The following is a 12,746-nucleotide window of genomic DNA, read 5'->3' on the forward strand; positions in this document are numbered from 1 at the left end:
TACATGGAACGTTTTAGAAGGTTATGGATCATTATTCTTGCAATCATAATCGCATTTCTACCAAATTCGGAAACAAAAGCTTCTGGTGTTTCTGTTAGTGCAAGTGCAGCTGTGCTTATGGACCAAGAATCTGGGCGTGTTTTATTTGAAAAAGGGGCCCATGAAAAAAGAAGAATCGCAAGTATTACGAAGATTATGACCGCTATACTAGCAATAGAGTCTGGTAAACTTGAGAATACTGTTACGGTTAGTGATAAAGCAACAAGGGCGGAAGGATCTTCTGTATATTTAAAACCAAATGAAAAAATCAAGCTAGAGCATCTTGTCTATGGACTCATGTTAAGGTCCGGAAATGATACTGCAGAGGCAATAGCAGAATATGTAGGTGGAAGTCTAGACGGATTTGTCTATCTAATGAATCTAAAAGCCCAGGAAATAGGCATGGCAAATACCCATTTTGCCAATCCACACGGGTTGGATAATTATGAAAATCATTATTCAACAGCCTATGATATGGCTCTCTTAACTAGATATGCGATGCAAAATGAAACGTATCGCGTGATATCGGGAACTAAGGTTTATAAGGCTCCAAATCCAAATGAGAAGTGGGATAGGGTTTGGAGAAATAAAAATCGGATGTTAACCAAATATAAGTATAGTACAGGCGGCAAAACAGGTTTTACAAAAAGGGCGAATAGAACTCTCGTCTCAACAGCCAAAAAAGGTGATATGGAATTAATATCTGTTACCCTAAATGCACCTGACGATTGGAATGACCATATATCAATGTTCGAGTTTGGCTTTCAAACTTATGATCTCATTGAGGTGGTTTCAAAGGGAGCTATACTTAAAATAAAAGATAAGGCCTATAAAAACCGAATTTACTTTAACCGATCATTCTCTTATCCAGTTACTAATAAAGAGAAAGATTTAATTTCTGTAAAATATACACTATTGAAACCATCAAAATTAGCGGATATTTCACACGAAGAAATTGTTGGTAAAGCAGTGATTTACCTAGATTATAAACCCATTGAAGAAATACCGGTTTTTTACAAACCTGAACAGCAGGAGCAAAAAGAAACGAGTAGCCTGTTAAACCTAATAAAAACTATTTTTGTATCGTTCTTAACTGTGGGGAGTTCCGATGGTTAATTACATTTGGGTAGGTTTAACATTAATAGGGTTAATTTTTGCAGCTGTAAACGGAACGATGAATGAGGTTAATGAAGCCATTTTTAGAGGGGCTAAGGAAGCTGTTACGTTATGTATTGGACTTATTAGTGTATTAGTCTTTTGGCTTGGAATGATGAGAATTGCTGAAGATTCAGGACTTTTGAAAAAACTCGCAAAACTGTTTAAGCCCTTCGTTAAACGAATTTTTCCAGAGGTGCCTTCTGACCATCCGGCTTTAGGGTATATCCTCTCCAATATGATGGCGAATATGTTTGGCCTTGGAAATGCTGCTACTCCTTTAGGGATCAAGGCAATGGAGCAATTAAAGATGTTAAATGGCGGAAAGACGGAAGCAAGCCGCTCGATGGTTACGTTTTTAGCTTTAAATACGGCAAGTGTTACCTTAGTGCCTACAACTGTTATCGCAATAAGAATGAATTATAATTCTGTTTCACCAACAGAGATTGTTGGTCCCACGCTTGTAACAACGATTTTGTCAGCGATTGCTGCTATCCTAATAGATCGCTATTTTTATTATCGCCGAAGCCGAAAAGGATGATTAGTATGGAGCTAATATCAGCAATTTCATTATGGATTATCCCTTGTATTATTGGCTTTATATTAGTGTACGGAACGTATAAGAAAGTCCCTACTTATGAAAGCTTTGTTGAAGGCGGTAAAGAAGGAATAAAAATAGCGGTATCCATTATACCATTCCTAGTAGGGATGTTAGTATCAATATCAATCTTTCGTGCCTCTGGAGCATTAGAATATTTAATGAGTTGGATTGGTCCTACCCTTCTTGCAATTGGGTTTCCGCCGGAAATCGTCCCACTTGCAATCATTCGCCCATTATCGGGTACGGCAGCATTAGGAATGACCAGCGATCTAATCGCTACCCATGGACCTGATTCATTTTTAGGAAGACTAGCTTCCGTTTTACAAGGTAGTACCGACACAACATTTTATGTATTAACCGTTTATTTTGGGGCTGTTGGAATTCGGAAAATGGGAGATGCATTGAAGGTTGGTTTATGGGCTGATTTAGTAGGAATAATCGTGGCAATCTTTGTCGTGACATTGTTTTTTGGATCGAAATAAGTACTAATAAAGAACCCACTAATGGCGGGTTCTTTTGGTTTTTCTCAAACACTTCTTTGAAAATGTGACAACTTATGTCATAATTCATATGAAGTAAAAAGTAAAATTGCGATTGATTTTTTTGATATTGACAGAGGTGAAATAGATGGAAAGACTGCAAAAGGTAATTGCACATGCAGGTGTAGCGTCGAGAAGAAAAGCAGAAGAATGGATTAAAGAAGGTAGAGTAAAGGTAAATGGGAAAGTTGTAAAAGAACTGGGCTTGAAGGTTTCCTCTAACGATAAAGTAGAGGTTAACGAAATTCCACTCGAAAGAGAGGAGCCTGTTTATTATTTGTTTTACAAGCCAAGAGGAGTTATTTCGAGTGTAAAGGATGAAAAAGGTAGAAAGGTCGTCACGGATTTTTTTACTTTTACTGAAAAGAGAATTTATCCTGTTGGCCGGCTTGACTATGACACTTCAGGGCTCCTTATCGTTACAAACGATGGAGAATTTGCACATCTTTTGACACATCCACGACATGAAATTGATAAAACGTATGTGGCAAAGGTAAAAGGTATCCCTTCAAGAGAGATGTTGCGAAAATTAGAAAAGGGGATTCAACTTGAAGATGGAATCACAGCTCCTGCGAAAACAAAATTATTATCTTTAGACAAGAAAAAGCAAACGGCCATAATTGAAATCACTATTCATGAAGGCAGAAATCGTCAAGTTCGGAGAATGTTTCAAGCAATTGGACATGAAGTCATGAAATTAAAAAGAGAAAAATATGGTTTTTTAACCTTACAGGGTCTAAGTACCGGTGAAATAAGAGAGCTCACTCCACATGAAGTCAAACAATTGCGAACATTAGCATCAAAAAGTTCATAGAACTGTCACATTTACAAATAGGAAAACAATGTGAGGATATTAATAAATGATATAATATTAGATGTGTTTTTACCTAGGGGGGATACATATGAAGAAAAATCGTCTAATTATGAGATCCATTATTCTTGTTCTTTTGCTAAGCGCTGTCGGCTATACATTATATGCCAATTTTACAAAGGATAAAGTGTCTGCCTTAAAGGTGGGCTCCGAAGCACCTGATTTTGTCTTAGTTGATTTAAACGGTCAGAAACATCAGTTGTCCGATTATAGGGGGCAAGGGGTGTTTTTAAATTTTTGGGGTACTTGGTGCAAACCTTGTGAAAAAGAAATGCCCTATATAAATAATAGTTACCATCATTTTAAAGACAAGGGTGTCCAGGTGTTAGCTGTAAATATTGGGGAATCGGACGTTGCTGTAACAAAATATGTTGAGCGTAAAAAATTAGATTTTACCAATATGATCGATAAGGATCAACAAGTTCAAACAGCCTATAATGTTAACCCTTTACCGGTCACTTTTTTAATTAATCCAGACGGTAAGGTTGTAAAAATCCACACGGGCTCATTAACTCAATCTATGGTTGATGATTTCATGAGACAAATTCAGCCTTAGAGAAAACAGAATCTAAACTTTCTAGAAACAGGAGTTTTTGCTATGAAAGAGGTAAAATGTGAATGCGGACATGTGAATCCACATGGAACCATTTTTTGTGAAGCGTGTGGAAAAGTGACAAATGAACACGATGAAAAACAACTGCTGGACATGCGTTATGAAGGAAGTGCCCGCAGGTCCCAAACGTATAATAAAACAATCGTTGATAAAGTATGGAATTTTTTTTCCTCAGTAAAAGTTGGAGTCTGGTTAATTGTAATTACCTTAGCCGCTTCAGCATTGGGGACGATTTTACCCCAGGAAATGTACATACCTCCAACGATGTTAGCTTCTGAATATTATCAAGAACAGTATGGGTGGTTTGGTAAAGTATATTATCAACTAGGTTTCCATAATCTTTATAGCTCTTGGTGGTATTTAATATTAATTGCATCTATAGGTATTTCCCTTGTGATCTGTAGTTTAGATCGGGTCGTACCGCTTTATAAAGCCTTAAAACAACAACGTGTAACAAGACATGAGGGTTTTATCAAGCGTCAACGTGTCTTTGGTGAATCTCCCTCATTAAGCAATGATGAAATTGCCCAGATGAAGCAGAAGTTAATCAGAAAACGTTATAAGGTCCGCGAGGAAAATGGGAATCTACTTGCTGAAAAAGGCAGATTCTCAAGATGGGGCCCTTATGTTAACCATGTGGGGTTGATTATTTTTTTATTTGGAGCAATGCTTCGTTTTGTTCCTGGGATGTATGTAGATAAAGTTCTCTGGATTAAGGAAGGTGAAACAAAAGTTATTCCCGGTACTAAAGGGGAGTATTATTTATCAAATGAAAAATTTATCTTAGATATCTATGATAAAGAAAAGGATAATGAAGCTTTTGGTGAAGCACTAGACCGTGTAGGAATGGTAGTAAAAAATTACCAATCCGATGTTACTTTATTTCAAAAGGTTGGCGACACTTTACCTGGAGAAAAACCACAGTTAGAAAAAGTAAAAGATTTTCCAATACAAGTAAATAAGCCTTTGAAATTTGAAAATTTTGCTGTTTATCAAGTTGATTACCGATTAAATGAATTAAGCAAAATGTCTTTTAAATTAACAAAAAAAGCAACGAATCAATCAGTAGGGGATATTACAATTAATTTATATGAACCGGAAAAAGTCTATGATTTAGGAGAAGGCTATAAAGTTGAACTTAAAAGCTATTTCCCAGATTTTGCTTTTGATGAAAATCATGAACCCTCTACTAAATCAAGGGTTCCAAATAATCCAGCGTTTGTTTTTAACATTCGATCTCCAGAAGTTCCTGATGGCGAAATGAGTTTCGTTGCGATCCAACAAACAATTGAAACGCAAGGGGAAAATCTTTATAAAATGGCATTTAGCGGTGTGGATACAACAAATGTCGCAGGGTTAACGGTCAGAAAAGATTTAACTCTGTGGATCTTGGCACTTGGTGGATTTATCTTTATGGTAGGCGTTATTCAAGGGGCGTATTGGAATCATCGTCGAATTTGGATTCAACAAACTGATGGGAAAACATGGATGGCAGCACACACTAATAAAAATTGGCATGGTATAAAAAGAGAAATTAGTCAAATCATTGAAGGTACGAAGCTAGAAGAGCCAGAGGACCAATTAATCAATGAGAAAAATGAGCAGGGGGTCTAACGTTTGGTATCTTTAAGTTCAAATCTATTATATATTGCCTTTATTCTGTATTTAGTTGCAACATTGTTTTACGGTGGGGCAATTAAAGCAAAGAAACCAGGTGGAGAAAAGAAACAAACAAACGCTTGGGGGAAAATTGCTACATTTCTCACTATAATCGGATTTATTTCTCAAGTAGGATACTTTATTACTCGGTGGATTGCCGCAGGGCATGCACCTGTAAGTAATTTATTTGAGTTTACGACTTTCTTTGGAATGGCATTGGTAGGGTCATTTATTGTGATTCATTTTATTTATAAAACTCCTTTACTTGGCTTGTTTACACTACCAGTTGCTATATTAATCATTGCATATGCGAGTATGTTCCCGCGTGAAATTTCTCCGTTAATTCCTGCATTACAGAGTGATTGGTTACATATTCATGTCACTACAGCAGCATTAGGAGAAGCAATTTTGGCAATAAGCTTTGCCGCAGGTCTTATTTATTTGGTGAAATTTGTTGACCAATCAAAATCAAGTAAACGAACACTGTGGTTAGAGATAGTACTATATGGATTAATTGCCACTTTAGGCTTTGTAGTGACAGCCACTACGTTTTCGGCAATGGATTATAAAGTAGAATTTACCTGGACTGATAAGAGCGGTAAAGAAACCGTAGAAGAATATCATATGCCAGCCATTACCGGGCCTCACAATTGGGAGTTGAAAACAGACGGGGCATTGGAGCCAATTATTGAAATGCCAGCTATTATTAATGCAAAAAAATTAAATACAGTGATCTGGTCATTATTCTCAGGTTTAGTATTATATCTCTTATTTAGATTAATATTAAGAAAAAGAATTGCTGCTGCATTGCAGCCATTGGTCAAAAATATTAATTTAGATTTAGTCGATGAAATCAGCTATCGTTCTGTATTAATTGGTTTTCCGGTATTTACATTGGGAGCACTTATTTTCGCAATGATATGGGCGCAAATAGCATGGACCCGATTTTGGGGCTGGGACCCTAAAGAAGTATGGGCACTAATTACATGGTTATTTTACGCAGCCTTCTTACATTTAAGGCTATCAAAAGGATGGCATGGTGAAAAATCAGCGTGGCTCGCTGTTATTGGATTTGTTATCATTATGTTTAACTTAGTAGCAGTTAACTTAGTCATTGCCGGGTTACATTCCTATGCTGGATCATAGAAAACATAAAGCCTTCTTTAAATAGAAGGCTTTTTTTCAAAAAAACAAAATAAATTACCAAATTTGCAACATATTTAACTGAAAAAGCATGGAAAATTGTTTGCTTATTTTGTAAAATTACCGCATGGAGGGGATTTTTAATGGAAAAAGACGTGAAAATTCTTGTTGTAGATGATGAAGAAAGAATTCGTCGCTTATTAAAAATGTATTTAGAGCGTGAAGAATATAAAATTGATGAAGCGGAAGATGGGAACGAAGCATTAGCCAAAGCGATCAATAATGATTATGATGTCATCCTGTTGGATTTAATGATGCCTGGTAAGGATGGAATAGAAGTTTGCCGTGAATTAAGGGAGAAGAAAGCAACTCCTGTGATTATGTTGACAGCAAAAGGTGAGGAAGTAAACCGGGTACAAGGTTTTGAGGTTGGTACAGATGATTATATAGTTAAACCGTTTAGCCCACGCGAGGTCGTATTACGCGTAAAAGCTTTATTGCGTCGTTCCTCTCAAACAAGTTATTTACAAACAGACACATCTACAAAAGATGTTATAGTTTTCCCTCATCTTACCATAGACAATGATGCACATCGTGTATTGGCAGATGGAAAAGAGGTTAGCTTGACACCAAAGGAATATGAACTTCTGTATTTCTTAGCAAAAGCTCCTGATAAGGTTTTTGATCGCGAGCAATTACTAAAAGAAGTTTGGCATTATGAATTCTTTGGTGATCTTAGAACAGTTGATACACATGTAAAACGTTTAAGAGAAAAGCTTAATAAAGTATCCGAACAAGCCGCAAGAATGATTGTAACAGTATGGGGAGTGGGCTATAAGTTTGAGGTCGTAAATGAATGACCGTCCTTAGAAGTGTAGTAGGAAAACTTTGGATTACCATTCTTTTACTTGTTTCATTTATTTTGTTCATTTTGACTGTGATGCTTTTGCAGTTTTTTGAAAATTACCATATTGATACAACCGAAAAAGGGTTGTTGAATACGGCTAATAAAATTGCTGGAATATTAGAAGAACACGATGATGAAGAATTATCTCTAGGACTTGAAGTGTCTTGGAATCTTATTGATGAGGTGACTAAGGTACTGATTGTTGAAAACGAGGATCAATTGTTTTATTCACCAAATACAGAAGCAAAGGAAAGGCTTTTGTTAAACGAAATAGAGCATGATTCCTTGTTATCCAAAGTCATTAAGGAAGGAAAAGTCGAAAAGAAAGTCTCTCCTCTTCCTATTTCGGATTCAGGCGACGATAAAAGGGTTAATCATGTTATCATTGGCGTTCCCTATAAGAAATCAGATTCAAGTTACGGAGCAGTCTTCATTTATCAATCACTAGAAGTAATTGAACAAACTTCCAATCATACGACAAAATTTATTCTGTTAGTAGCTGGAGTTGCCATTATTCTAACAACAATTTTTGCATTCTTTTTATCTACTAGAATAACTGCACCACTTATGAAAATGCGGGAAGCGGCATTTGAAGTAGCTAGGGGGAAATTTGATACAAAGGTTCCGATATTAACTCATGATGAGATTGGCGAATTAGCAACAGCCTTTAATCAAATGGGTAGGCAACTAAAATTTAATATCCACGCACTTAATCAGGAAAAAGAACAATTATCAAGTATTTTAAGTAGTATGGCGGATGGAGTTATTACCTTTAATCGGGATGGAACAATTCTGATAACAAATCCCCCTGCAGAACGTTTCTTGCAAAATTGGTATTATGAACAAGGGACTTCTCCGGGTAAAACAGAATCCCTTCCACCTAAAGTGGAAGAATTATTTCAACTTGTTGTTAGCACGGAACAAGAGCAAACTAGTGAAGTCTCATTTCAAGGAAGATATTGGGATATTGTTATGACACCGCTTTACAATAATAAATTTATTCGTGGTGCTGTAGCTGTTATTCGTGATATGACAGAAGAGAGACAGATGGATAAGTTAAGAAAGGACTTTATTGCCAATGTTTCGCATGAGCTCCGGACACCAATTGCGATGTTGCAAGGATATAGTGAAGCAATTGTAGATGATATTGCCCAAACAAATGAAGAAAAAAAAGAGATGGCTAAGGTTATCTATGATGAATCACTAAGAATGGGTCGATTAGTCAATGAACTTTTGGACCTAGCGCGAATGGAAGCAGGACATTTATTGCTTACTTACGATAAAGTTGAAATTTCGCGATACCTAGATCGGATCATTAGAAAATTTCAAGGCTTGGCAAAAGAAAGAGAAATTGAGTTAACTCTTTCTATGACTAGTGAAAATGATTTTTTCTCAATTGATCCAGACAGAATTGAACAAGTCCTAACGAATTTAATTGATAATGCGATTCGCCATACTCCAAGTGGTGGAAAAGTAGAAGTAACGGAAATGACGGATACAAAGGGTATCTTATTTGAAGTGAAGGATTCGGGTTCTGGTATTCCCGAGGAAGATTTACCATTTGTCTTCGAACGTTTTTATAAGGCTGATAAAGCGAGAACGAGAGGACGTTCAGGTACAGGTTTGGGCCTATCGATAGCCAAAAATATTGTCGATGCCCATAAAGGAAATATCTCTGTTCAAAGTAAACAAGGACAAGGAACGACATTTTCCTTCTTCATTCCGCATCGAAACGAATAAAACAAAGAAAAATGCCGAAAATTCTTGATTCACGGGAAACATTTCTATCAATAGATATTTCATAGTCTTTTACTTGGAAGGTGTTTTTACATAAAATACCTTCCTTTTTATTTTGAAAAAGTCTATAGTAAATAGTGTAACTTTTTCTATCCAAATATCGACTAATTAAATGAACGGGGAGGGGAAGATAGTGGACTCCGTTTTTAACGAACTCTATGAAAAATACCACCAAGATGTTTTTCAATTTCTTTTTTACATGGTGAGAAATAGGGAACAGGCGGAAGATTTAATGCAAGAGGTTTACATTAGAGTATTAAAATCATACCAACATTTTGAGGGTAAAAGCAGTGAGAAAACTTGGTTATTCTCAATTGCTAGAAATGTTGCCATCGATTCCTTTAGAAAACAAAAGGGCTGGAAACAAAGAATTATTGAGAAATTTGATTGGTCTGAACGGCAGGTAAAGGATGAATATCCAATTCCTGAAGAGATCGCACTCCAACGTGAGGAAATTCAGATTATGTATAAGGGTTTAGAAAGCTGTACAGTTGATCAAAAGATGGTCATCATTATGCGCTATATTCAAGAGCTTTCCATAACTGAAACTGCTGAAGCACTTGGTTGGACAGAGAGCAAAGTAAAAACCACTCAGCATCGAGCCCTTAAAGTCTTAAAGAAATACATGGAAGAATTGCTTGGAAAGGAGGAAAGCATCGATGAAAAAGTCAGAGTGGAGCGATAAAGAACTCGAAGAATTATTGCGTCAAATGCCTAAAATGAAAGATCATCGCGATCCTCGTGACATCTATCAAAGTCTTTCTTTAAAAGCAAAAAAACGTAAAAATAAGGCCTGGATTGTTCCTTCTATCGCTTCCGTAGCGGCTGCCTTATTATTATTTATTTTAGCGCCACAGGTTTGGCAAGTGGTCTTTCAGGATTCGTCTGAAAAACAAAAAAGTGAAATTAATGTAGCACATGAGGATGCTGGTGAACAATTTAATATGGCAAAGATTGCTCCAGATGTGAAAGATAACATTGAACCTAAATCTGGAGCAGAACAAGGAATTTCGATTATGTCTACATCATTTGAAACAGCTCTTTACGAAGATGAACTTGTCGATCAAGATGTTATCACCTATACCATCCCAGATCAAAACGCTCAATTATTGGTCCCGGTTTCGATCATGGTTCCAAAGGACGGGAAATCATGGCTTGATCATTACCTAGATTATCAAGGGAAATTAACCGAAGAGCAATGGGGTTTAACGGAATACTATCCACTTAATGCGAAATTAACAATGGTTGATGACCGGACATTAAATGTTGATGTGAAGGAAGGCCATCGATATTTAGAAGGGTCAGCTAGTGAAGTATTATTTTTTGATACAATGAAGGGATTATTACAGAATTATAATCTTGATAAAATAACCTTCAGTACGAATGGTAACCCTGGTATTGTAGGTGGAAATACTGGAGAAACACAATATTTATCAAAACAAAATGAATTAAAACATTCTTATTTTGTCTTTCAGCCTAACAATCAAAATTCGCCATTTATCGTACCGGGAATTGATACTTTTACGGATATTGAATCTGCTCTATCCTCAATGAAGGTTGGTTATGAAGCTTATGGCCTCCAACCCTCACTTCCAGCCGATTTTAATTTTGAAATTGATAGTAGTTTAGGTGATGTTTTGCTCATCAAAGTAGCTGATGGCTATCCATTTACCGAAGAACCCAAGAATATTTATGCTATCGAAGCAATTTTGTTAACTTCTAAGGAATTTGGTTACAAGGCGGTTAAGTTTGAGAATACCAATGTCCAACAGATTGGAAGATTCAATTTACAAAATGAAATAAAAGTTCCTATTGCACCAAATAAAGTATATTATTAAAGCCTGATTTTATCAGGCTTTCAGATTGTTGACAAAAGGCATTGAGAATACACACTCTCGATGTCTTTTTGTCATTTTTAATTGAAATTTCAGGTGAAATCGTTGATTTCCGCTCCAGGCGCTTGCTTTCCGGGGGGCGTTCGCCGAGCCTCCTCGTCGCTATCGCTCCTGCGGGGTCTCGCCTGAACCGCTAATCCCCCAGGAGTCAAGCGCCTTCCGCTCCAATCAACTTAGCGTACTGCTAATAATGACTCAAAAACCTGCTAATGAGTTCACTTTAAGCGACTTTCCATGTCCAAATCGCTAATTTCTTTAAATTCATAGCAGCAAAAGTAAGCATCGCCTGCATAGACAAGTTTTTTAGCCCGCGTAGGGTTGTCCATCGCATACCATGCTTTTCCTTTGCATCTGCAATAACACGTTCAATTGTTTCTTTGCGTTTAGCATATATCTGTTTTATCTCTTCAGTGTGCCGTAAATGCTCTGCGTCTTCCACATAGGATTCCCAAATATGACGTTGATAACACGAATCCCTTTTCATCGGTAGCTGTATGAAACGAATAAGCAAACTGTTTGTTTCGTTCATCCTTTACATAGTACCCACTCTCAGGATCTGTCGTACTTTCCTTAATTTCCTTCCATTCGTCTTTTTCAAATTTCTCTGGTGGAAATGGCTTTTTACCGTGTTCCTCATGATCTAGATTAAGTTCTAATTGGAGTTTCTCTTCATAAGCACGAGCTTCCTTACGAACTAGTTTCTTATCATACTTGCGTTTATTAGCACTCGCTTTTACATGTGTGGAGTCAACGAACACATGGTCAGCAGACAGCAACCCTTTGTCTATAATCTCATTCAAAATATGAAAGAAGATACCTTCGAACACCGCCGTTTCATGATATCGACGTTCATAATTCTTACCGAAGGTAGAGAAATGTGGGACCTCCGTATAGAAACCAAATTCCAAAAACCAGCGATATGCCATGTTAGTCTCAATTTCTTTAATAGTTTGACGCATGGAACGTATTCCAAATATGTATTGAATGAATACCATTTTAAACAAAACAACAGGATCAATACTTGGACGACCTAGCCCCGAATAAAGGTTTTGAACCAAGGGATAGATGAACGAAAAATCAATGGCTGACTCAAGTTTACGTACCAAATGATCTTCAGGAACTAATTGGTCTATAGTCAGCATTTCTAATTGATCACGTTCATTGGATTGGTTTTTGGTCATCATGGTACGTCACCTCATAGTTTTTTTTCAGGATACTAGTTGATTGGAGCGAAGGGCGACGACTCCTGCGGGACTAGTGTGCGCCTTGAGACCCCGCAGGGAGCATAGCGACTGAGGAGGCTCAAGGCACACCCCGCGGAAAGCGTTCGCCCTTCGCGGAAATCAACGATTCTTTAGCGTATAAATTTATTTTAATAGAAAAAAGACTGTAGCACACTCGAAACTCTCCGAGTTTGTCTACAGTCTGAAAGCCTGATTTTATCAGGCTTAATTTTTTTACCAAATTCTTGTATAAATTCAACTTTCCTGCCTATTCTAAGAAATGTGTCATTAAAATGATCTGTTA

The 12,746-nt window shown here is 36.9% G+C and carries 11 protein-coding genes and 1 pseudogene; 11 read left to right on the forward strand and 1 reads right to left on the reverse strand.

Annotation, left to right across the window (positions count from 1 at the left end):
• The first annotated feature begins 3 nt into the window (after positions 1-3).
• The 11 genes from ACX9YW_RS04015 to ACX9YW_RS04065 all read left to right on the forward strand — a co-directional run bounded on the left by ACX9YW_RS04015 (position 4) and on the right by ACX9YW_RS04065 (position 11,162).
• A complete protein-coding gene (locus tag ACX9YW_RS04015) occupies positions 4-1,155 on the forward strand; it encodes a D-alanyl-D-alanine carboxypeptidase family protein (protein ID WP_460342093.1) in 1,152 nt (383 codons plus the stop codon).
• Entirely contained in the window at positions 1,148-1,735 is a 588-nt protein-coding gene (locus tag ACX9YW_RS04020) for a nucleoside recognition domain-containing protein (protein ID WP_460342096.1), read from the forward strand. The genes ACX9YW_RS04015 and ACX9YW_RS04020 overlap by 8 nt, the downstream gene beginning before the upstream one ends.
• A 5-nt stretch (positions 1,736-1,740) precedes the next feature.
• Positions 1,741-2,277: a spore maturation protein gene (locus ACX9YW_RS04025; RefSeq protein WP_460342098.1), complete on the forward strand. Its 537-nt coding sequence runs from the start codon at positions 1,741-1,743 to the stop codon at positions 2,275-2,277.
• Between the two features lie 145 nt (positions 2,278-2,422).
• Positions 2,423-3,148, forward strand: coding sequence for a 23S rRNA pseudouridine(2605) synthase RluB (gene rluB, locus ACX9YW_RS04030; protein ID WP_460342101.1), 726 nt, complete (start codon positions 2,423-2,425; stop codon positions 3,146-3,148).
• Between the two features lie 88 nt (positions 3,149-3,236).
• Positions 3,237-3,761, forward strand: a complete 525-nt coding sequence (resA, locus tag ACX9YW_RS04035) for a thiol-disulfide oxidoreductase ResA (RefSeq protein ID WP_460342104.1) — start codon at positions 3,237-3,239, stop codon at positions 3,759-3,761.
• A 42-nt stretch (positions 3,762-3,803) separates the two neighbouring features.
• The gene (locus tag ACX9YW_RS04040) at positions 3,804-5,432 is read left to right on the forward strand and encodes a cytochrome c biogenesis ResB family protein (protein WP_460342107.1); all 1,629 of its coding nucleotides are present in this window, start codon (positions 3,804-3,806) and stop codon (positions 5,430-5,432) included.
• A 3-nt stretch (positions 5,433-5,435) separates the two neighbouring features.
• Positions 5,436-6,623 (forward strand): c-type cytochrome biogenesis protein CcsB, encoded by a 1,188-nt coding sequence (gene ccsB, locus ACX9YW_RS04045; protein WP_460342110.1) that lies wholly within the window; start codon positions 5,436-5,438, stop codon positions 6,621-6,623.
• Between the two features lie 140 nt (positions 6,624-6,763).
• The gene (locus ACX9YW_RS04050) at positions 6,764-7,480 is read left to right on the forward strand and encodes a response regulator transcription factor (RefSeq protein ID WP_460342113.1); all 717 of its coding nucleotides are present in this window, start codon (positions 6,764-6,766) and stop codon (positions 7,478-7,480) included.
• Positions 7,477-9,267, forward strand: a complete 1,791-nt coding sequence (locus ACX9YW_RS04055) for an ATP-binding protein (protein WP_460342116.1) — start codon at positions 7,477-7,479, stop codon at positions 9,265-9,267. Before ACX9YW_RS04050 ends, ACX9YW_RS04055 begins: the two co-directional genes overlap by 4 nt.
• A gap of 169 nt (positions 9,268-9,436) precedes the next feature.
• On the forward strand, positions 9,437-10,009 hold the full coding sequence (gene sigX, locus ACX9YW_RS04060) for an RNA polymerase sigma factor SigX (protein ID WP_460342119.1): 573 nt from the start codon (positions 9,437-9,439) through the stop codon (positions 10,007-10,009).
• Positions 9,984-11,162, forward strand: a complete 1,179-nt coding sequence (locus tag ACX9YW_RS04065) for an RsiX family anti-sigma factor (protein ID WP_460342122.1) — start codon at positions 9,984-9,986, stop codon at positions 11,160-11,162. Before sigX ends, ACX9YW_RS04065 begins: the two co-directional genes overlap by 26 nt.
• A 277-nt stretch (positions 11,163-11,439) precedes the next feature.
• On the opposite strand, the pseudogene ACX9YW_RS04070 reads toward ACX9YW_RS04065, so the two are convergent.
• Positions 11,440-12,403, reverse strand: a pseudogene (locus ACX9YW_RS04070) (transposase).
• Positions 12,404-12,746 lie beyond the last annotated feature (343 nt).

The organism is Pseudoneobacillus rhizolycopersici, from assembly GCF_054786815.1.

Bases quoted from the DNA above. Each gene is read 5' to 3' on its own strand.
- ACX9YW_RS04040 (WP_460342107.1), top strand. From the start codon at position 3,804: ATGAAAGAGGTAAAATGTGAATGCGGACATGTGAATCCACATGGAACC.
- rluB (WP_460342101.1), top strand. From the start codon at position 2,423: ATGGAAAGACTGCAAAAGGTAATTGCACATGCAGGTGTAGCGTCGAGA.
- ACX9YW_RS04020 (WP_460342096.1), top strand. From the start codon at position 1,148: ATGGTTAATTACATTTGGGTAGGTTTAACATTAATAGGGTTAATTTTT.
- ACX9YW_RS04015 (WP_460342093.1), top strand. From the start codon at position 4: ATGGAACGTTTTAGAAGGTTATGGATCATTATTCTTGCAATCATAATC.
- ACX9YW_RS04055 (WP_460342116.1), top strand. From the start codon at position 7,477: ATGACCGTCCTTAGAAGTGTAGTAGGAAAACTTTGGATTACCATTCTT.
- ACX9YW_RS04050 (WP_460342113.1), top strand. From the start codon at position 6,764: ATGGAAAAAGACGTGAAAATTCTTGTTGTAGATGATGAAGAAAGAATT.
- resA (WP_460342104.1), top strand. From the start codon at position 3,237: ATGAAGAAAAATCGTCTAATTATGAGATCCATTATTCTTGTTCTTTTG.
- sigX (WP_460342119.1), top strand. From the start codon at position 9,437: ATGAACGGGGAGGGGAAGATAGTGGACTCCGTTTTTAACGAACTCTAT.
- ACX9YW_RS04025 (WP_460342098.1), top strand. From the start codon at position 1,741: ATGGAGCTAATATCAGCAATTTCATTATGGATTATCCCTTGTATTATT.
- ACX9YW_RS04065 (WP_460342122.1), top strand. From the start codon at position 9,984: ATGAAAAAGTCAGAGTGGAGCGATAAAGAACTCGAAGAATTATTGCGT.